This window comes from Micromonospora fulviviridis (assembly GCF_014648395.1).
GTDB classification, from domain to species: domain Bacteria; phylum Actinomycetota; class Actinomycetes; order Mycobacteriales; family Micromonosporaceae; genus Micromonospora; species Micromonospora fulviviridis.
In genome coordinates, this window is record NZ_BMRA01000008.1 from 203,493 (window position 1) to 222,711 (window position 19,219).

Genomic DNA, 19,219 nt, shown 5'->3' on the forward strand with positions numbered 1-19,219 from the left:
GCGCCGGCCGGTGAGGAGGCGCGAGATGGGTGAGCTGCGCAAACCGTTCCTGCTGCTGGCGCTGCTCGCCATCGCGCTGGTGGTGGGGCTGGAGCTGGGGGCGGCGGCGCTCACCGGCGGCGGGGACGCCGGCGGCGCCCTACGGGACAGCGCCGGGCAGCTCGGCGTCGAGCTGGGCGACGTGGGCAGGGTGACCGAGCCGTCCGGCCGGGGCACCGGTCACCTGGCGCTGATCGACCTCGTGGCGCTCTGGACCACCGGGTTGTTCAGCCTGAGCCTCGTGGTGCCGGACCGGATCCAGGGCCGGGTGCAGGGGGTGGCCACCCTGGTCTTCTCGATCGTCCTGCTGCTGGTGTCGCTGGTCCTGCTGATCATCGCCTTCGTCGAGCTGACCGTGATGGTCTCGCTGTTCCTGGCCGCACCGTTCGGCACGCTGGCGTACCTGGCGGTGTGGGGGTTCTTCCCGGTCGGCGACGCGGCCGTGCTGCTCGGCCTGGTGCTGCTGCTCAAACTCGTCTGGGCGGCGCTGCTGCTGGCCGCCCAGCCGCGCTTCCTCCAGAACAAGGGCCTCGTGCTGCTGGCGCTGACCACCCTGCTGTGCACGGTGGTGCTGGAGTTCCTGCACCAGCTGGTGCCGGGCATCCTGGTCAGCATCACCGACGACCTGGGCGCGGTGGTCTTCGCCGTGGTGGCGCTGATCTGGGCGCTGGTCCTGCTGGTCGGCTCCATCCCCGCCATCGTCAAGGCCGTCCGCACCACGGCGACCACCTCCCGTCCCGCCCCCCGCTCCGGGTGAGCGCCGCCTCCACCGATCAGGCAAGGGCTTTCCCGGCGGCGCTGCGGTAGCCTCTCGGCCACCGGGGTGTGCGAGGGGGTGCGCATGGCGACGCTGGCCGACGTCGCCCGTCGGGCGGGCGTCTCCCCCGCGACCGCGTCGCGGGTCATCAACGGCAGCAGCAAGCCGGTCGCCGACGAGCTGCGCGAGCGGGTCCTGAAGGCCGTCGCCGAGCTGCGGTACGTGCCGAACGCGCACGCCCAGCTCCTGGCCCGGCCGCAGCGCAGCGTGGTCGGCGTGCTGGTGCACGACGTCTCCGACCCGTACTTCGCCGAGGTGACCCGGGGGTTGCAACGGGTCGCCACCGAGCGGGGTCGGCTGGTCATCATCTGCAACAGCTACCGCGACCCGGATCGGGAGGTGGAGTACGTCGACCTGCTCCGCGCCCAGCAGGTCGCCGCCATCGTGCTGGCCGGCTCCGGCTACCACGACCCCACGGTCAACGCCCTGCTCGACGAGCGGCTCGCCGCGTACGCGGCCACCGGCGGGCGCGTGGCGGTGATCGGCCGGCACCGGCACCGGGGCGACGCCGTGCTGCCGGCCAACGAGGAGGGCGCCCGCCTCCTCGGCGCGGAGCTGCGCCGGCTCGGGCACCGGACGGTCGGCGTGCTCGCCGGCCCGCGCTCCCTCACCACCACCAGCGACCGGATCGCCGGGCTCGGCGCCGGCCTGGGCGAGCCGCTGCCGGAGGCGCGGATCCGGTACGCGGACTTCACCCGCGACGGCGGGTCCCGGGCCGCGGCGGAACTGCTCGACGCCACACCGGGGCTGACCGCGATCGTGGCGCTGAACGACTCGATGGCCGTCGGCGCGCTGAACCTGCTGCGCGCCCGCGGGGTACGGGTGCCGGCGCAGGTCTCCGTGGTCGGTTTCGACGACATGCCGATCGCCGCCGACGTGACCCCGGCGCTGACCACGGTCCGGCTGCCACTGGCCGAACTCGGCGCCCGGGCCATGACCCTGGCGCTGGAGCCGGCCGCCGGACGGGACCGGGTGGAGAGCCTCCCCGCCGAACTGGTCCGCCGGGACAGCCTCGGCCCCGCCCCGGCCTGACCGGCGTCAGCCCGGGCCCGACCGGCTCAGCCGGAGCCGACCCGGCCCGCCCGGCCTGACCGGCCCGCCCGACCGGCGTCAGCCCGGGTCGGCGGCGAGGGCGGCGAGGCGCGGGAGCTGCCGGGGATCGGCCAGCGCCGACCCGACCGCCACCACCCGCGCCCCGGCGGCCAGGAAATCGCCCGCGTTGTCGGCGTCGATCCCGCCGGTGGCCACGAACCGTGCCTCGGGCAGCGGCCCGGCGACCGCCCGGAACCAGGCCGGGCCGAGGCTGACCGCCGGGAACGCCTTCAACCAGACCAGGCCGTGGTCGAGGGCCCGCTGCGCCTCGGTGGGTGTGGCCACGCCGGGCAGGTGCGGGATGCCGTAGCTGACCGCCGCGTCGGCGACCGCGAGGTCCAGCCCGGGGGCGACGGTGAACGCGGCTCCCGCGCCGGCGGCCTGCCGGACCTGGGCGGGGGTGCGGACGGTGCCGGCGCCCACGAGGCGGTCCCGCCGCCGGCCGGCGTCCACGGCGGCGCGCAGCGCGAGAACCGCGTCGGGGGTGCGGATCGGCACCTCCACCACGTCGATGCCGACGTCCCAGGCGCGCTCGGCGAGCCGGACGGTCTCGTCGGGCGGCAGGTCGCGCAGGATCACCATCACCCGCGCGGGGCCGAAGATTTGTGCGAAGTCGTGCCCGCTCACCGTGTGCTCCCTCCACCGTGGCCACTGCCGGCCGCATTCTGCACCGTGCGCGCGCCGTCGGGCTGCCCCGACCGCAAACCGGGCACGAGGGTGGCCCACTGCGCGTCGGACAGCGCCAGCGCCCAGGCCGTCCAGGCCGGGTCGGGCGGCGGCGCGGTGTCGCCGGCGGCGGCCAGTGCCGGGACCGCGGTGAGATGCCCGAGCCGTAGGCAGGCCGGCAGGTCGAGGCCGCGCAGCAGCCCGGCCAGGAAGCCGGCGGCGAAGGCGTCCCCCGCCCCGACCGGCTCGCGCACCCGCGCCGGCAGCGCCGGCACGAACGCCCCCGCCCCGGTACGCGGCAGCGCCGTCGCGCCGACCGGCCCGTCCTTGACCACGACGAGGTCCGGCCCGGGCAGCAGCGCGCGGACGGCGGCCGGCGTGGTGACGCCCCAGAGGACGGCCGCCTCGTCCAGCCCGACCAGCACCACGTCGGCCCGGTCGGCCAGGTCGCGCAGCACCGGGGCGGCCCGGCGTGCCGGCCAGAGCCGGGGCCGGTGGTTGACGTCGAAGCTGATCCGGGCGGCGGGCAACGGGCGGGCGGTGAGCGCGTGCGCCACCAGGTCGCGGCAACCGCGGGAGAGCGCCGGGGTGATCCCGGTGAGGTGCAGCAGCCGCACCCCGGCCAGCCGCGGGTCGTCGAGGGCGCGGGCGGTCAGCCGGGATGCGGCCGAGCCGGCCCGGTGGTAGTGCACCCGGGTGCCGTCCGGGCCGGGGTCCTTGACGTAGACGCCGGTGGGCGCTGCCGGGTCGACGGTGACCAGGCTGGTGTCCACCCCGGCGGCGGCGACCTCGCGGAGCACCCGGCGGCCGAACGGGTCGTCGCCGACCCGGCTCACCCAGGCGGCCCGGTGGCCGAGCCGGGCCAGCCCCATGGCCACGTTGGACTCGGCGCCGCCGACTCCGACGGCGAGCCGGTCGGCGTGCTCCAGCGGGGTCGGGTCGGCCGGGGCGAGCACCACCATGGTCTCGCCGACGCAGGCCACCTCCGGGCCGGTCACCCGGCCACCGCCGGGGCGAGCCGGGCCGCCACTTCCGCGCGGTCCAGCCGGCCGTCGGCGACCAGCACCCGGTGCCGGTTGCGCCGGGGGTGTCCGGCCGCGACCACGGCCGGCCGGTCGAAGGCGTACGCGACGCAGACGCCCGGGTACAGGGCCGTCCGCGTGAACCACCGGTCGCCGGGCCCGAGCCCGGTGAAGACCAGGGTGTACGCCCCGCCGCCCGGCCCGACGCCGGTGAGCGCCAGCCACTCCGCGGTCGCGCCGTTGACCGCCTCCTCCCCCTCGGCGTCCCCGGTGAACACCTCGGGCTCCCCCGCCGCGACGGCCCGCCAGAAGAAGCCGCCGTAGCCGGCGCCGCCGGGGCGGCCGTTGGTGGCCGGGCTGCCCAGGTGCACGTCCCGCCCGGTGGCGGCGGTGAGGGTGGCGTCGACGTCGAGCCACCAGGCGTCGGGGCCGGCCGGCGTGGCGGTGAGCCGGCGGTGTTCGCGCAGCAGCGGCCGGCCGGCCCGGTCCCGCCACTCCAGATCGTGGTCGAGCCGGTCGGCGGCCCGGTGCCGCCAGCCGGTGTGCGCGATGACGCCGTGGTCGTCCCGCCAGGTGTAGCCGGCGTTCCGGACGTAGGTGCGCCCGCCCCAGAGGTTGGCGCCGTCGACGTCCTGCACCGCGAGGGAGGCGCCCAGGTGCCAGACGTGGTCGGCGGGCAGCGCGTCGGTGACCGGTGTGCCGGCCAGGGTCCGCACCGGGTGCAGGTACGGCCGCGGCCCGTGACGCGGATCCAGGTCGGGCCGGACCACGTAGCGGGCCACCTCGACGCCGGCCACGACCAGGCGCGGCTCGTCGTGGTCGGCAGCGTGCCCGGCGGCGTCGGGGGCGGGCTCGGCGCCGGCGCGGTTGTCGGCGGTCACGGCGCCTCCGGGCGGGTGAGCGCGCGGCGGGCGGCGACCGCGTGCAGGGCGGCCAGGGTGTAGCCGGCGAGGATCGGCACGGCGACCGGGGTGACCAGCACGGCGAGCAGCCCGGCCAGGCAGCACACCCCGGTGGCGGCGGCCCAGGTGGCGGGCCGCTGCGCGCAGGTGCCGGCCGCGCCCCGGGCCGCCGCCCGCCAGCCCCGGCCGCCGGTGCGTCCGACGGTGACGGCGACCAGGCCGGCGTACCCGAGCAGGGCGGCGGTGACCGCGGCGGTGAGGGCCGTGGCGGGCCCGCCGCCGGGGACGCGGCCGCCGGCCAGGGCGAGCAGGTCGGCGGCGAGCGCGCCGGCCACGGCGAGCCCGACGGCGCTGACCGCCAGCCCGGCGGGGAGCGCCCGGCCGAACCGGGCGAGCGTGGTCCGCGCCACCGGCCAGCTGCCGGTGACGCCCCGGTCGTGCAGCGCGGCGCTGGCCGTGGCGACCGCCGGGGCCAGGGTGAGCAGCGGCAGCGCGGCCAGGGCGACGGCGAAGCCGAGCAGTGCCAGGTCGCTCGCCTCGCGCGCGGTGTCCCGCCAGTCCCGGCGGGCCGGCTCGGCGCTCATCCCTTGAGCCCGCTGGTGTTGATGCCCTCGACCAGCATCCGCTGGAAGGCGAGGAAGAACAGGAACACCGGCAGCAGGGACAGCACCGACATGGCGAACATCGGGCCGACGGCGCTCTGGCTGGTGGAGTCGATGAACAGCGTCAGCGCCACGGGCACCGTGTAGTCGTCCAGGTTGGACAGAAAGACCAGCTGCCGGAAGAAGTCGTTCCAGGTCCAGATGAAGGAGAAGATCGCGGTGGTGACCAGCGCGGGGCGGCTCAGCGGCAGGATGACGTGCCGGAAGACGCCGTACGGGGACGCTCCGTCGATCTTGGCGGCCTCGTCCAGCTCGCGCGGGATGCCCCGCATGAACTGCACCATGAGGAAGACGAAGAACGCCTCGGTGGCCAGGAAGTGCGGGATGAGCAGCGGCAGGTACGGCCAGTCGCCGCCGACCAGGCCGAGGCTGCGGAACAGGATGTACTGCGGCACGATGAGCACGTGCCCGGGCAGCAGCAGGGTGCCGATCATGACGGTGAACCAGACCCGGCGCAACCGGAACCGCAGCCGCCCCAGGGCGTACGCGGCGAGCAGGCAGGACAGCGCGTTGCCGACCACGGTGAGCAGGCTGACCATCGCGCTGTTCAGGAAGAACCGGCCGAAGCCGACGTCGAAGTTGGTCCACCCGTCGGCGTAGTTGCCCGGGGTGAACCGCTCGGGCAGCAGCCCGACGTTGTTGACGATCTCCGCCTGGCTCTTCACCGAGGTGCCGACCATCCAGACCAGCGGGTAGAGCACCACCGCGACGATCACGACCAGCACCAGCAGGCGCACGGCCTGCCGGCGTGCGGGGGCGACTCCCGTCATCGGTCCTCCTCCCCGTCCGAGTAGTGCACCCAGAACCGGCCGGTGCTGAAGAAGACGGCCGTGATGAGCGCGATGGCGACCAGGAACACCCAGGCCATCGCGGAGGCGTAGCCCATCTCCAGGTCGGTGAAGCCGGAGATGTAGAGCTTGAGCGTGTACATGAGGGTGGAGTCGACCGGGCCGCCGGTGCCGTTGCTGAGCACGAAGGCGGCGGTGAAGCCCTGGAAGCCGTGGATGGTCTCCAGCACCAGGTTGAAGAAGATCACCGGGGAGAGCATCGGCAGGGTGACCGCCCGGAACCGCCGCCAGGTGCCGGCGCCGTCGACGGCCGCCGCCTCGTACAGCTCGGCGGGGACCTGCTTGAGCCCGGCCAGGAAGATCACCATGGGTGCGCCGAACTGCCAGACGGCCAGCACCATGAGCGTCTCGAGGGCCCAGTCGGGGTCGCTGACCCAGGGCAGCCCCTCGATGCCGAACAGGGCGAGGAACGAGTTGAACGCGCCGTCCCGGTTGAACATGTTCACCCAGACGATGGCCAGCGCCACGCTGCCGCCGAGCAGCGACGGCAGGTAGAACAGGCCGCGGAACAGCCCGACGCCGCGCCACGCCCGGTTGAGCAGCAGCGCCACGCCGAGCGCCGCGGCCAGCTTGAGGGGCACGGCCACCAGCGCGAAGGTCAGGGTCACCCGCACGGCGTGCCAGTACGACGGGTCGCCGGTGAACATCCGCTCGTAGTTGGCCAGCCCCACCCAGCGCACCTCGGCCAGCGGGGTGAGGATGTCGTAGTCGGTGAAGCTCAGCCAGAGCGAGAGCAGCATGGGGATCGCCGTGACGCCCATCAGTCCGATGAGCCAGGGCGAGAGGAAGACGTACCCCGCCAGACCTTCGCCGAGCCGGGCCCGGCCGGCCCCGCGCCGCGTGCGGCGGGGGCCGGCCGGTCCGGCGCGTCCGGTCCGGTCGGGCGCCGTGGTGAGGGCCACGGGCCGGCTCCTTTCCGTCGGCGCGGTCAGCCGATCGCGGACTTGCAGGCGGCCAGGAACTGCTCGGCCGCCTGGGCGGGGGTGGCCCGGCCGTACTGGGCGTTCTCGGCGGCCTTGGTCAGCTCGGACCGCACCTTGCTGTGCCCCTTGATCGGCACCTGCGGCGACTCGCCGAACTTCTGCGCGAGGTCGGACTCGACCTGGATGGACTGCTTCATGGCCGGGTCGGTGGCGGTCTCGCTGACCTTGGCGCGCAGGTCGAGGTTGGACGGCAGGCCGCGGTCGGTGCCGAGCAGGGCGACCGCTTCCGGGTCGTTGGTCAGGAAGTTGATCACGTCGACGGCGACGTCCCTGTGCTTGCTGCCCTTCAACACCGACCAGTACATCGAGGCCCGGGCCCACTGGGCGCTCGGGTCGCCCGGGTACGCGACCACCCCCAGCTCGTCCTTGGTGTTCTTCTTCAGGTCCGGCATCTGGTTGGCCCAGACCCAGGAGGTCGCCGCCTTGCCGGTGACCACGAGCTGCTTGGTGATGTCGGTGGCGTTGCCCTCGTGGATCACGTCCGGGGTGGGGGTGGCGCCCCGGTCCCGGGCGCCCTTCCACAGCTCGAACCACTTCGTCACGTCGTCGGCGGTGAACCCGAGTTCCGTGCCGTTGTAGAGGTCCTTGCCCTGCTGGCGCAGCCAGACCCAGAACGCCTTGTAGTCGGCGCTCGGGTCCTGGGTGCCGGGCACCTTCGTCTTCTTCGCCACCTGCTCGGCCCAGGCGATGTGCTGCTCCCAGGTCATCCCGGTGGTCGGCTCGGGCAGGCCGTGCTTCTGCAGCAGCGTCCTGTTGTAGACCAGTCCCTGGGTGTTCTCCCCGGCGGCCACGCCCGCGAGCTTGCCGTCGACCACGCCGTACTGCCAGAGGCTCTTGGGGAACTTCGACACGTCGAGCTTGCCGGAGTCCTTGAAGCTGGTCAGGTCCAGGGTGGTGCTGCGGCCGGCGTACTCGGCGAGGTAGTTGTCGTCGATCTGGAACAGGTCGGGCGGGTTGCCCCCGGCGGTCAGCGTGGCGAGCTTGTCGAAGTAGCCCTGGTTGGCCTGCCAGGTCTTCTCGAAGGTCACCTCGGGGTGCTTCTTCGTGTAGAGGGCCAGGGCGTCCTCGGTGAGCTTGGCCCGGGCGTCGCCGCCCCACCAGAAGACCGAGAGCTTGACCGGGCCGTCGTCACCGGCCTCGTCGCCGCCGCAGGCGGCGGCGCCCAGGGCGAGTGGCGCGGCCAGCGCGACGGCGGCCAGGCCGCGCACGAATCGACGTCGGGTCAGGGGGGTACGGTGATTCCGCCCGGCGGGCACGCCGGCGGTGGGGGACGTTGCGGGGTGCATCTGCGCTCACTCCTCGGCTGTGGGAGGCGACGACGTCACCGGCGGCCGTCCACGGGTCGCCCGGGTCCGCACGGCGATGCGGGCCCGGGCCACCACGTCAGGCGCCGGTGCCGTCCCGGCCGGGCGGTGGGACGGGCCCGGTCGAGTCGCGGACGACCAGTTCGGTCTGGAGCATTACCTGTGCGGTGGTGCGATGGTCGCCGGCCGATGCGCCCCGGCCCCGGGCGCCGCGGGGCGCGTCGGAGTCGTGTTGCAGCAGCATGTCGACGGCCGTCCGGCCGGCGGCCGCGGTCGGCGTGGCCACCGTCGTCAACTTGGGTCGGGTCAGCCGGCTCAGCGCGATGTCGTCGACGCCGACGACGCTCACGTCCTGCGGGACCCGGAGCCCGAGCGCGTCGAGCCCTTCGATGAGGCCGATCGCCATGAGGTCGTTGTAGGCGAGCACCGCGGTGACGCCGCTGCGGCGGACCTGGTCCGCCACGGCGCCACCACCGGTCTCGGTGGGGTGGTTGGGGCCCAGGACGGTCAGCTCCGCGCCGCCGGCCCGGGCCGCGGCCACGGCGGCCCGGCGGATCTCCCGGTTCGTCCACGAGCCGCGCGGACCGCCGAGCAGCGCGATCCGCCGGTGGCCCAGGCCGAGCAGGTGCTCGATGGCCAGCCGGGCACCCTGGCCGACGTCCATCATCACGCAGGGCAGGCCGGCGACCTGACGGTTTATCACCACCACCGGGACCTCCCGGCTGACCTGCTCGATGAGGCTGTTGCTCATCCGGGGGCTGCACAGCAGCACCCCGTCGACCTGCTTTGCCAGGGCGTGGACCAGCTCCTCCTCGGCGGCCTGGTCCTCGTTGGTGTCGGCCACGAAGACGTGGTAGTCGCGGTGCCGCGCCTGCCCCTCGGCCGCCTTGATCAGGGGCGGGAAGAACGGGTTGGCGATGTCGGCGACGATCAGGCCGATGTTGTGCGTACGGCCCGTGATGAGGGCGCGGGCGGCCCGGTTCGGCCGGTAGCCGAGGTCCTCCGCGCAGGCCAGCACCCGGACCCGGGTCTCCGGGTTGACCAGGTGCGGGGCCGAGAACGTGCGGGACACGGTGGAGATGTGGACGCCCGAGGCCCGCGCGACGTCCCGGATGGTGGCTGGCACGGCGGGCTCCTCGTCCAATGTGGTGACGGTCACGGGGGTGCCGCCAATTAATGCAAACGGTTGCTCCCATGTCAACGGGAGTCTGTTGCGGATCGATTGCGGTACCGCTCCCATCACCCATTCTTTGCGCCACAGAAGCGGATATAGGTAACCGGTTTGGCATCGATCGTTGACGCGGTCTCGGCCGGCGTGGTTACTTCACTGCAAACCTTTGCAGCTCTCCGGGGAGGCCGACGCCATGTCACCACCCGCCCGGGAACGGGTCCGGCACGCCCTGGTCGGCACCGGGGCCAGGGCCGAGATGTTCGTCCGCGCGCTCGCCCTCGACCACGCCGACACCGCCGAACTGGTCGCCCTCGCCGACGTCAACCAGGCGCGGATGGACGCGCACAACCGCTGGCTGGCCGAGCTGGGCCACCCCCCGGTGCCCACGTACCGGGCCGCCGACTTCACCGCCATGCTGGCCAAGGAGCGGGTCGACGTGGTGCTGGTGACCAGCGTGGACCTCACCCACGACGAGTACGTGACGGCCGCCCTGCGGGCCGGCTGCGACGTGGTCACCGAGAAGCCGATGACCGTCGACGCGCCCCGCTGCCGGCGGATCCTCGACGCGGTGGCCGAGACCGGGCGCCGGGTCACCGTCGCGTTCAACTACCGCTACAACCCGCTGCACGAACAGGTCCGCCGGCTGCTCGCCGACGGGGCGGTCGGCGAGATCGGCTCGGTGCACTTCGAGTGGCTGCTCGACGTCCGCCACGGCGCCGACTACTTCCGCCGCTGGCATCGGGACAAGGCCACCTCGGGCGGCCTGCTCGTGCACAAGGCCGGCCACCACTTCGACCTGGTCAACTGGTGGCTGGACGCCCGCCCGGTCGAGGTGCACGCGGCCGGCAGGCTGTTCTTCTACGGCGAGCCCGGCCGCCGGCACGGCTACGCCCGCGACTACGACCGGGCGCACGGCTCCCCCGCCGCCGCCGACGACCCGTTCGCGCTGCGGCTGGCCGAGCACCCCCGGCTGCGCGAGCTCTACCTGGACGCCGAGGCCGAGGACGGCTACCAGCGCGACCGCAACGTCTTCGCCCCCGGCGTCACCATCGAGGACGACCTCGCCGTGCTGGCCCGCTACTCCACCGGCGCGACCATGACCTACCACCTGACCGCGTACGCCCCGTGGGAGGGCTACCGGGTGATGGTCAACGGCAGCCGGGGCCGCCTCGAACTCGACGTCACCGAGAGCGACCACGTCTCCCCCGCCGAGGCCGGCGCGCTCAAGGGCGCGGCCCTGCACGGCGGCGAGGCGGCGGCCGAGCACGGCGCGGCACGGCTCACCCTGCGGCCGTTCTGGGCGCCGCCCGTGGACGTACCCGTCGACGGCTGGACCCGGCAGGGCCACGGCGGCGCGGACGCCCGGATGACCCGGGTGCTGCTCGGCGGCGAGCCCGACCCGCTCGGTCGGGCGGCCACCGCGTACGACGGGGCGCTCGCCCTGGTCACCGGGCTGGCCGCCAACCGCTCGCTGGACACCGGCGCCCCCGTCCGCGTCGCCGACCTGCTCACCCTCCCCTGACCGAGGAGTCACGCCCCCGTGCCGACCGTCTCCCGCAGCGACCTGCTCCTGCCCGCCGAACCCGGCCAGCGCGCCCTCGCCCGCGAGCTGTACGCCCTGGCGGCCGAGCAGCCGATCATCTCCCCGCACGGGCACGTCGACCCGGCCCTGCTGGCCGAGGACCGCCCGTTCCCCGATCCGGCCCGGCTGCTCATCGTGCCCGACCACTACCTCACCCGGATGCTGCTCAGCCAGGGGGTGCCGCCGGCCGACCTCGGCGTGCCCAGCGTGGACGGCAGCCCGGTGGAGACCGACGGGCGCACCATCTGGCGCCGCTTCGCCGCCCACTGGCACCTGTTCCGCGGCACCCCGTCCCGGCTCTGGCTGGAGCAGACCTTCCGCGACGTGTTCGGGGTGGCCACCGTGCTCTCCCCGGCCACCGCCGACGCGGTCTACGACGAGCTGGCCGCGCGCCTCGCCGAACCGGGGTTCCGGCCCCGGGCGCTGTTCGAGCGCTTCGGCATCGAGGTGCTCGCCACCACCGAGTCGCCGCTGGACGACCTCGGCCAGCACGCCAAGCTCGCCGCCGACGGCTGGGGCGGGCCGGGCGGCCGGGTGGTCACCACGTTCCGCCCCGACGACGTGGTGGACATGGAGTTCGACAACTGGTCGGCCAACGTGGACCGGCTCGCCGAGGTCTCCGGCGAGGACACCGGCACGTACGCCGGCTACCTGGCCGCGCTGCGGCGGCGCCGGGCGGCGTTCATCGCGGCGGGCGCCACCTCCACGGACCACGGGCACCCCACCGCCCGTACCCTCGCTCTCGACCCGGCGGAGGCGGCGGCGCTCTACGACCGGGGCCGGCGCGGGCGGGCCGACGCCGCCGACGCGGAGGCGTTCCGGGCGCACATGCTGCTGGAGTTCGCCCGGATGTCGCTCGACGACGGCCTCGTCATGCAGCTGCACCCGGGGGCCGTGCGCAACCACAACCGCTGGCTGTACGCCCGGCACGGCCGGGACGTCGGCGGCGACGTGCCGCAGGCCACCGAGTACGTGCACGGCCTGGCCCCGCTGCTCGACGCGTACGGCAACGACCCGCGGCTACGGGTGGTGCTCTACACCCTGGACGAGGACACCTTCACCCGGGAACTCGCCCCGCTCGCCGGCGGGTACGCGGCCCTGCACCTCGGCGCGCCCTGGTGGTTCCTCGACTCGCCCGAGGTGCTGCGCCGGTTCCGGGAGGCGGTCACCGAGACGGCAGGCTTCTACAACACTGCCGGGTTCGTCGACGACACCCGCGCGTTCTGCTCCATCCCGGTACGCCACGACGTGGCCCGCCGCGTCGACGCCGGCTACCTGGCCCGCCTGGTGGCCGAGCACCGGCTGCCCCTGGACGAGGCCGCCGAGACCATCGTCGACCTGGCGTACCGACTGCCCAAGCGGGTCTTCAAGTTCGGGGAGAAGCTGTGAGCGTGACCATCACCGACGTGCACGTGCACGACGTCCGGTTCCCCACCGCGGCCAGCGGCGACGGTTCGGACGCCATCAACCGGGGCGACTACTCGGCCACCTACGTGGAGCTGGCCACCGACGGCGGTCCCACCGGAGCCGGGTTCACCTTCACCAACGGCCGGGGCAACGAGATCACCTGCGCCGCCGTGCGGGCCCTGGCCCACCACGTACGCGGCCGGAGCGTCGCGGAGATCGCCGCCGAGCCGGTGGCGTTCTGGCGCTCGCTCACCGCCGACGTGCAGCTGCGCTGGCTCGGCCCGGAGAAGGGCGTCATCCACATGGCGGCCGGCGCGCTGGTCAACGCCGTCTGGGACCTGCGCGCCAAGCTGGCCGGCAAGCCGATGTGGCGGTTCCTCGCCGAACTGCCCACCGACGACCTCGTGGCCACCGTCGACTTCCACCACATCACCGACGCGCTCACCCCCGACGAGGCCGCCGCCATCCTCGACAAGGGACGCGACGGGCTCGCCGACCGGCTCGCCACGCTGGAGCGGGACGGCTTCCCCTCGTACACCACCTCCGTCGGCTGGCTCGGCTACCCGGACGACAAGGTGCGGGCGCTGACCCGCGCCGCGTACGCCGACGGCTGGCGGGCCATGAAGATGAAGGTCGGCGGCCCGCTCGACGACGACCTGCGCCGGGCCCGGGCCATCCGCGCCGAGATCGGCCCGGACGCGCTGCTCATGATGGACGCGAACCAGGTCTGGGACGTCGACCAGGCGATCACCGCGATGACCGCGCTGGCCGAGGTGGACCCGTACTGGATCGAGGAGCCGACGCACGCCGACGACGTGCTCGGCCACGCCCGGATCGCCCGCGCGGTCACCGAGCTGACCGGCGGGCGGTGCCGGGTCGCCACCGGCGAGGTGGCCGCCAACCGGGTGATCTTCAAGCAACTCCTCCAGGCCGGGGCGATCGGCGTCATGCAGGTCGACGCCTGCCGGGTCGGCGGGGTCGACGAGGTCCTCGCCGAGCTGCTCATGGCGGCCAAGTTCGGCGTGCCGGTCTGCCCACACGCCGGCGGCGTCGGCCTCTGCGAGTACGTCCAGCACCTGGCGATCTTCGACTACCTCCGGGTCGGCGCCAGCCTCGACGGCCGGATGGTCGAGTACGTCGACCACCTGCACGAGCACTTCGTCGACCCGGTCCGCACCCGCGGCGGGCGCTACCTGCTGCCCACGGCGCCCGGCTACAGCAGCACCATGCGGCCGGCGTCCATCGCCGAGTTCCGCTTCCCGGACGGGCCGGCGTGGCGATGAGCGTCGGCGCCGACCGGCTCGGGCTGGCCACCCTGCGCCGGCTGCCCGTCGAGTGCCGGCCGCTGCTGCGCCCCGGCACCGTGCCGGCCGGCATCGTGCACCTCGGACTCGGCGCCTTCCACCGCGCCCACCAGGCCGTGCACACCGAGGCGGCGGTCGGCGCGGCCGGCGGGGACTGGGGCATCGTCGGGGTCGCCCCGCGCAGCACCGCCGTGGTCGACGCGCTCGCCGCGCAGGACGCCCTGTTCAGCGTCACCACCCTGGCCGCCGAGGGCGCGGCCACGCGGGTGGTCGGCGCCCTGGCCGGCGTACGCCACGCGGCCGGTGATCCGGCCGCCGTGGTGCGCCTGCTCGCCGACCCGGCGATCCGGGTGGTGACGCTGACCGTGACCGAGAAGGCGTACCAGCTCGACCCGGTCACCGGCGCGCTGCGCGCCGACCCGGACCTGGTCGCCGACCTCACCACCGACCGGCCGCCGCGAACCGTGCCGGGGCTGCTGGTCCGCGGGCTGCTCGCCCGGGCCGCCGCCGACGCCGGCCCGGTCGCGCTCGTCAGCTGCGACAACCTGCCGGCCAACGGCCGCCGGCTGCGGGGCCTGGTGACCCAGGCGCTCGCGCTGGCCCGGGTGCCCGACGGGCCGGCCGGCTGGATCGAGCGGCAGGTGACGTTCCCGGGCACCATGGTCGACCGGATCGTGCCGGCCCCCACCCCGGACACCCTGGCCACGGCCCGGCGGGTGCTCGGCGTGACCGACCTGGCGGCGGTGGCCGCCGAGCCGTACTCCCAGTGGGTGGTCGAGGACGACTTCCCCGGCGGGCGGCCGGCCTGGGAGCAGGCCGGGGCGGTGCTCACCGGCGACGCCGGCCCGTGGGAGCGGCTGAAGCTGCGCACCCTCAACGGGGTGCACTCGGCCACGGCGTACCTGGGGGCCCTGGCCGGCGCGGAGACCGTCGCCGAGACCCTGGCGCTGCCGCGGCTGGACGCCGTGCTGCGCCGGCTGGTCGCCGAGGACGTGGCGGCCAGCTTCACCCCGCCGCCCGGCGTCTCCGTGCCCGCGTACGGGGAGGAGGTGCTCGCCCGGTTCGCCAACCCGGCGATCCGGCACCGCACCCTCCAGATCGCCATGGACGGTTCGCAGAAGCTGCCGCAGCGGGTGCTGCACACCGTCGCCGACCTGCGCGCCGCCGGCCGCCCGGCCCGCTGGGCCGCCCTGGTCGTCGCGGCCTGGCTGCGCTTCCTGCTCGGGCACGCCGACGACGGCCGCCCGCTGCCGCTGGACGACCCGCTCGCCGACCGGATCCGCGCCGCCCTCGCCACCGCCCCGGGCACCCCGGCCGGGGTGGTCGACGCGCTCTTCGCCCTTCGTGAGGTCTTCCCCGCCGACCTGGCCGCCGACGACGAGGTCCGGGCCGACGTGACCGGATGGCTGACCGACCTGGAGCGGCACGGCGTGCGGGCCACCCTGGCCGGTGCGGCGTGACCGGCCCGGTCGGCGCGCGGCGCGGCGAGGCCGGGGCGGGTCCGGCGCACCCGCCCACGGTCGCGCTGGTCGGCGCGAACGGGCACGGGCGCTGGCACCGGCGGGCCATCGCCCCGCTGCACGCCGCCGGCCGGGTACGCCTGGTCGGCCTGGTCGACGTCCGCCCGTTGGAGGACGAACCGGCCGCCCCGGTCCCGCCCGGGGCGCGGACCTTCACCGACCACCGGGCCATGCTCGCCGCCGTACGCCCCGACGTGGTGGTGGTCTGCACCCCGCCGCACACCCACCTGCCGATCGCCCTCGACGCCCTCGCGGCCGGGGCGGACCTGCTGCTGGAGAAGCCACCGGTGCTCGACCTGGCCGAACACCGGCGGCTCGCCGAGGCCGCGGCGGACGCCGGCCGGGCCGTGCAGGTCGGCTTCCAGGCGCTCGGCTCGGCGGCCCTGGCCGAGCTGACCGCCGCGCTGGCCGCCGGACGGCTCGGCACGATCGCGGCCGTGGCCACCGTGGCGGCCTGGCAGCGACCCGACGCCTACTACGCCCGCTCCCCCTGGGCCGGCCGGCGGAGCGTCGACGGTCGGCCCGCGCTCGACGGGGCCCTGGCCAACCCCCTGGCGCACGCCGTGATGCAGTGCCTCGCCGTCGCCGAGGCGGCGAGCGGCACGCCGGTCCGGCCGGCCCGGATCGAGGTGGAGCGCTACCGGGTGCGGCCCATCGAGGTGGACGACACCGCCGTGCTGCGGGTGACGCCGCGGACCGGGCCGCCCGTACTGGCCGCGGTCACCCTGGCCGGCGAGGAGCACATCGCCGGCGAGGTGCACGTCACCGGCAACCGGGGCCGGGCCGTGCTGGAGTACCCGACCGACCGGCTGCGGCTGCCCGGCGACCCTGCTCTGCGCGCGGTGCCCGGCCGGCGCGGGCTGCTGGAGAACCTGCTCGACCACCGGGCGGCCGGCACCCCGCTGATCGCGCCGCTGGCGCGTACCGCGCCGTTCACGGCGATCGTGGCGGCGCTGCGGGACGCGCCGAAGCCGACCCTGCTCGGCGGCGCGCTGGTGCGCGGCGAGGGTGACGGACCACAGCGGGTACGGGTGCTCCGGGGCGTCGACGCGGTGCTGCGCCGGGCCGCCGGGTCCGGGGCGCTGCCGTCGGAGTCGGGGGTGCCGTGGGCGGTGCCGCCGTACCGGATCGAGCTGCCCGACGGGGAGGCGCCGCAACGGTAGTGCAAACCCCCGGCAGGGCCGGGTCCGGGCGATCCGGACAGAAGCCCGCCTTCCCGACCGGCACCGGTCGGGGCAATTAACCACGTATTTCTTTACTGCAACAAACCTGCACACAATACACATTGACTCATATAAAACAACGACTTTACCGTCACAGATATCGGCCACCAAAAGCTGACAGGACGGTAAGAGTCATGCGTAGAACAGCAGCGGCCGCCGCGCTCCTCACCGCCGCGCTCGTGGTCACCGGCGCCGCCTCCGCGCCGGCCGCGCAGATCGCCGCCGGCACCGACACCACGTACGCGGCCGGCCGGATCGTGCTGGTCACCGCGTACGCCAGCGCGGTCTTCGACGACGTCGTGGTGGACGGCGCCGCCCTCGCGCCGGCCCGGCCGGTAATCCCGTTGCCGCTCGCCGGCGGCCCTGCGACCATCGAAGCCATGATCAAAAGAGAGGGCGTGACCACCTCGGCGCGATGAGCGCGCCGCACCGGCAGCGGGACCAGCACCGCGCCGGACTGTGCAACGGCCCGGCGAACCACCACCGCCGGCATCGGACGGCAGGGCTCCGCGACTGGCTCTGGACCGTCTTCCCCATGTGACCCACGACCACGCTTCCCGCCGGCTCGGACCACCGGCGCGGTCAGCGGGGTCCGGCGGCGTGCGCCCGTTCGCGGCGGGCGGCCCGCCGGGCCCGGACCACCCGCACCGCCACCACCAGCACCACGAGGGCGAGCAGCGCCTCGCCGCCCCAGCCGAGCCGCCGCTCCAGCAGCCGGAACGACGCCCCGGCCAGGTAGCCGAGCAGTGCCACGGTCACCGCCCACAGCGCGCCCCCGGCCAGGTTCGCCACGGTGAACGCGCGGCGCGGGAGGCCGCTCATCCCGGCCAGCCCGGGCACCAGGGCGCGCAGCGCGGCCGCCCACCGGCCGAGCACCACCGCGCCGGCGCCCCGGCGGCGGACCAGGTCCAGCGCCCGCGACAGCTCCCCGGAGCGGACGAACCGGCGGGGCGTGCGGGCCAGCAGCCGCCGGCCGTACCGGCGGCCCACCAGATAGCCGACCTGGTCGCCGAGGGCCGCGCCGGCGACCGCCGCGAGGATCACGGCCCAGAGCGGCAGCCGCCCCTCGTGGGCCAGCACCCCGCCGACCAGCACCGCGATCTCGCCCGGCACGAGCAGCCCGAGAAACGTCGACGCCTCCAGCGCCGGCAGCAGGAACACGAGCACCAGCACCAGCGCGGGCGGCAGCGCCACCAACAGGTCCAGCACCCGGTCCACCCGCCGATTGTGACTCGCGGGCCGCCGGCGCCGGGCCCGGCCGGGGGATCGGACATCCGGTCGAAACCAACCGCCGGGTCGAGGAATACCGCAGGCCCGGACCGGGGACAATGACGGACAGGACGGGACGGTGACGACGGGCGCCCAGGCCCGGGAGGTGCGCGGGACGGGGGACCGGACGTGGAGGGTGGGACAGCCGCCGGGCTGGTGCCGGGCGACGACCCGGCCGGGACGGCCCCGGTCTTCACCGTCGACCTGCCCGCCGACCCGGGCCGGCTCGCCTCCACCCGCGAGCGGCTGCGCGGCTGGTTGCGCGCCCACCGGGTGGGCGACTACGACATCGAGACGGTGCTGATCGCCACCGGCGAGGCGTGCGCCAACGCCATCGAGCACGGCTACCGCTTCGCGCCCGAGGGGATCACCACGCTCCGCGCCGAACTGCGCGACGACCACCTGGTGATCGAGGTACGCGACAGCGGCGGCTGGCGGGCGGACGCGGACGGCGACCCCGGCGACCGGGGCCGGGGACGGACGATCATGGACCGCGTGATGGACGAGGTGAGCATCGCCGGCACCCCGGAGGGCACCACGGTCCGCCTGGTCAAGCGGCTCACCGGAACCTGACCGGATACGGTCGGGAGGCCGACCGGGGGCCACGCTCCCTGGTGAAGATCAGCTATAAGGGACGCATGGAGTTCCCGGCGTACCTGGCGACCATGCCGATGCACGCGATCACCGAGATCCACGGCGAGCCGGGCCTGCTGGCCCGCTTCCGGCTGGAGGTCGAGGCGTTCGACGAGCCCGCCCGGGAGCGGCTCACCGCCGCCCTCGACCTCGCCGCCGAGCTGCACCGGGAGGACCGGCGGGTGCGCGAGCCGTACCTGAACCACCTGCTCCGGGTGGCGATCCGGATGATGCACCACTATCAGGTGCGGGACGTGGACGTGATCGTGGCGGGCCTGCTGCACGACACCGTGGAGGACCACCCGGCGGAACTGGCCGGCCCGGACGCTTCCGACGACCCGACACCCGCGGCGCTGGCCGCGCTGGCCGCGCGGTTCGGTCCGCGGGTTGCCCGGCTGGTCGGGGCGGTCACCAACCCGGCGTACGACCCGGGGCGCGACCGGCACGTCCAGTACCGGGAACACGTGGCGGCGAGCCTCGACCGGGAGCCCTGGGCCCGGGTGATCAAGGTGTCGGACTTCACCGACAACGGGGTGGGTGTGATCCACACGGTCGGGCCGAAGGTGGCCCGCTCGGCGGCCAAGTACCGGCCGCTGGTGCCGGTCTTCCGTGACCTCATCGCCCGGCCGGACACGCCGCTGTCGGCGCCCGTGAAGCGGCACATCTTCGCCCAGCTCGACCTGGCCGAGGAGCGGTTCAGCGCGATCCTCGACCAGCCGAACTGACCGGCCAGCCCAGCTCGCGCCCGGGGACGGGCGCCGACGCGGCCCGCCTG

The 19,219-nt window shown here is 75.0% G+C and carries 19 protein-coding genes; 10 read left to right on the top strand and 9 right to left on the bottom strand.

Annotated elements, in window-relative coordinates:
• Nucleotides 1-25 precede the first annotated feature (25 nt).
• A complete protein-coding gene (locus tag IEY96_RS22055; RefSeq protein WP_189196707.1) occupies nucleotides 26-796 on the top strand; it encodes a hypothetical protein in 771 nt (256 codons plus the stop codon).
• A gap of 84 nt (nucleotides 797-880) precedes the next feature.
• A complete protein-coding gene (locus IEY96_RS22060; protein ID WP_189196708.1) occupies nucleotides 881-1,888 on the top strand; it encodes a LacI family DNA-binding transcriptional regulator in 1,008 nt (335 codons plus the stop codon).
• A gap of 78 nt (nucleotides 1,889-1,966) precedes the next feature.
• Here IEY96_RS22060 and IEY96_RS22065 read toward each other — a convergent pair whose 3' ends face one another.
• The 8 genes from IEY96_RS22065 to IEY96_RS22100 form a co-directional block, all read right to left on the bottom strand.
• A complete protein-coding gene (locus IEY96_RS22065) occupies nucleotides 1,967-2,575 on the bottom strand; it encodes a bifunctional 4-hydroxy-2-oxoglutarate aldolase/2-dehydro-3-deoxy-phosphogluconate aldolase (protein WP_229791783.1) in 609 nt (202 codons plus the stop codon).
• Nucleotides 2,572-3,612: a sugar kinase gene (locus IEY96_RS22070; RefSeq protein ID WP_229791784.1), complete on the bottom strand. Its 1,041-nt coding sequence runs from the start codon at nucleotides 3,610-3,612 to the stop codon at nucleotides 2,572-2,574. Before IEY96_RS22070 ends, IEY96_RS22065 begins: the two co-directional genes overlap by 4 nt.
• On the bottom strand, nucleotides 3,609-4,517 hold the full coding sequence (locus IEY96_RS22075) for a DUF6807 domain-containing protein (RefSeq protein WP_189196709.1): 909 nt from the start codon (nucleotides 4,515-4,517) through the stop codon (nucleotides 3,609-3,611). The genes IEY96_RS22070 and IEY96_RS22075 overlap by 4 nt, the downstream gene beginning before the upstream one ends.
• The gene (locus tag IEY96_RS22080) at nucleotides 4,514-5,122 is read right to left on the bottom strand and encodes a hypothetical protein (protein ID WP_189196710.1); all 609 of its coding nucleotides are present in this window, start codon (nucleotides 5,120-5,122) and stop codon (nucleotides 4,514-4,516) included. The genes IEY96_RS22075 and IEY96_RS22080 overlap by 4 nt, the downstream gene beginning before the upstream one ends.
• The gene (locus IEY96_RS22085) at nucleotides 5,119-5,970 is read right to left on the bottom strand and encodes a carbohydrate ABC transporter permease (protein ID WP_189196711.1); all 852 of its coding nucleotides are present in this window, start codon (nucleotides 5,968-5,970) and stop codon (nucleotides 5,119-5,121) included. Before IEY96_RS22085 ends, IEY96_RS22080 begins: the two co-directional genes overlap by 4 nt.
• Nucleotides 5,967-6,950 (bottom strand): carbohydrate ABC transporter permease, encoded by a 984-nt coding sequence (locus tag IEY96_RS22090; RefSeq protein WP_189196712.1) that lies wholly within the window; start codon nucleotides 6,948-6,950, stop codon nucleotides 5,967-5,969. Before IEY96_RS22090 ends, IEY96_RS22085 begins: the two co-directional genes overlap by 4 nt.
• 26 nt (nucleotides 6,951-6,976) lie before the next feature.
• Nucleotides 6,977-8,317 carry an ABC transporter substrate-binding protein gene (locus tag IEY96_RS22095; RefSeq protein WP_189196713.1) on the bottom strand — a complete coding sequence of 447 codons (1,341 nt, stop codon included), beginning with the start codon at nucleotides 8,315-8,317 and terminating at the stop codon, nucleotides 6,977-6,979.
• A gap of 97 nt (nucleotides 8,318-8,414) precedes the next feature.
• A complete protein-coding gene (locus tag IEY96_RS22100) occupies nucleotides 8,415-9,461 on the bottom strand; it encodes a LacI family DNA-binding transcriptional regulator (RefSeq protein ID WP_189196714.1) in 1,047 nt (348 codons plus the stop codon).
• A 238-nt stretch (nucleotides 9,462-9,699) separates the two neighbouring features.
• On the opposite strand from IEY96_RS22100, the gene IEY96_RS22105 reads away from it, so the two are divergent.
• The 6 genes from IEY96_RS22105 (at nucleotide 9,700) to IEY96_RS22130 (ending at nucleotide 16,961) form a co-directional block, all read left to right on the top strand.
• Nucleotides 9,700-11,028 carry a Gfo/Idh/MocA family protein gene (locus tag IEY96_RS22105; protein ID WP_189196715.1) on the top strand — a complete coding sequence of 443 codons (1,329 nt, stop codon included), beginning with the start codon at nucleotides 9,700-9,702 and terminating at the stop codon, nucleotides 11,026-11,028.
• 18 nt (nucleotides 11,029-11,046) lie between these two features.
• A complete protein-coding gene (uxaC, locus tag IEY96_RS22110) occupies nucleotides 11,047-12,477 on the top strand; it encodes a glucuronate isomerase (RefSeq protein ID WP_189196716.1) in 1,431 nt (476 codons plus the stop codon).
• A complete protein-coding gene (locus tag IEY96_RS22115) occupies nucleotides 12,474-13,778 on the top strand; it encodes an enolase C-terminal domain-like protein (protein ID WP_189196717.1) in 1,305 nt (434 codons plus the stop codon). The genes uxaC and IEY96_RS22115 overlap by 4 nt, the downstream gene beginning before the upstream one ends.
• On the top strand, nucleotides 13,775-15,259 hold the full coding sequence (locus tag IEY96_RS22120) for a mannitol dehydrogenase family protein (protein WP_189196820.1): 1,485 nt from the start codon (nucleotides 13,775-13,777) through the stop codon (nucleotides 15,257-15,259). The genes IEY96_RS22115 and IEY96_RS22120 overlap by 4 nt, the downstream gene beginning before the upstream one ends.
• A complete protein-coding gene (locus tag IEY96_RS22125) occupies nucleotides 15,256-16,482 on the top strand; it encodes a Gfo/Idh/MocA family protein (RefSeq protein WP_229791785.1) in 1,227 nt (408 codons plus the stop codon). The genes IEY96_RS22120 and IEY96_RS22125 overlap by 4 nt, the downstream gene beginning before the upstream one ends.
• 194 nt (nucleotides 16,483-16,676) lie before the next feature.
• Nucleotides 16,677-16,961 (top strand): hypothetical protein, encoded by a 285-nt coding sequence (locus IEY96_RS22130; RefSeq protein ID WP_189196719.1) that lies wholly within the window; start codon nucleotides 16,677-16,679, stop codon nucleotides 16,959-16,961.
• A gap of 163 nt (nucleotides 16,962-17,124) precedes the next feature.
• Here the strand turns inward: IEY96_RS22130 and IEY96_RS22135 are convergent, their stop codons facing one another.
• Nucleotides 17,125-17,760, bottom strand: a complete 636-nt coding sequence (locus tag IEY96_RS22135; RefSeq protein ID WP_229791786.1) for a DedA family protein — start codon at nucleotides 17,758-17,760, stop codon at nucleotides 17,125-17,127.
• Nucleotides 17,761-17,940: 180 nt separating this feature from the next.
• Between IEY96_RS22135 and IEY96_RS22140 the strand changes: the two genes are divergently transcribed.
• A complete protein-coding gene (locus tag IEY96_RS22140; protein WP_229791787.1) occupies nucleotides 17,941-18,384 on the top strand; it encodes an ATP-binding protein in 444 nt (147 codons plus the stop codon).
• 65 nt (nucleotides 18,385-18,449) lie between these two features.
• Complete coding sequence (locus IEY96_RS22145; protein WP_189196720.1) at nucleotides 18,450-19,169, top strand: HD domain-containing protein; 720 nt, start codon at nucleotides 18,450-18,452, stop codon at nucleotides 19,167-19,169.
• The last annotated feature ends 50 nt before the right edge of the window (nucleotides 19,170-19,219 follow it).

What these genes read in the sequence shown, in the direction of transcription:
- IEY96_RS22055 (WP_189196707.1), top strand. Translation starts at nt 26, where the DNA reads ATGGGTGAGCTGCGCAAACCGTTCCTGCTGCTGGCGCTGCTCGCCATC.
- IEY96_RS22060 (WP_189196708.1), top strand. Translation starts at nt 881, where the DNA reads ATGGCGACGCTGGCCGACGTCGCCCGTCGGGCGGGCGTCTCCCCCGCG.
- IEY96_RS22080 (WP_189196710.1), bottom strand. Translation starts at nt 5,122, where the DNA reads ATGAGCGCCGAGCCGGCCCGCCGGGACTGGCGGGACACCGCGCGCGAG.
- IEY96_RS22085 (WP_189196711.1), bottom strand. Translation starts at nt 5,970, where the DNA reads ATGACGGGAGTCGCCCCCGCACGCCGGCAGGCCGTGCGCCTGCTGGTG.
- IEY96_RS22095 (WP_189196713.1), bottom strand. Translation starts at nt 8,317, where the DNA reads ATGCACCCCGCAACGTCCCCCACCGCCGGCGTGCCCGCCGGGCGGAAT.
- IEY96_RS22105 (WP_189196715.1), top strand. Translation starts at nt 9,700, where the DNA reads ATGTCACCACCCGCCCGGGAACGGGTCCGGCACGCCCTGGTCGGCACC.
- IEY96_RS22120 (WP_189196820.1), top strand. Translation starts at nt 13,775, where the DNA reads ATGAGCGTCGGCGCCGACCGGCTCGGGCTGGCCACCCTGCGCCGGCTG.
- IEY96_RS22130 (WP_189196719.1), top strand. Translation starts at nt 16,677, where the DNA reads ATGCGTAGAACAGCAGCGGCCGCCGCGCTCCTCACCGCCGCGCTCGTG.
- IEY96_RS22145 (WP_189196720.1), top strand. Translation starts at nt 18,450, where the DNA reads ATGGAGTTCCCGGCGTACCTGGCGACCATGCCGATGCACGCGATCACC.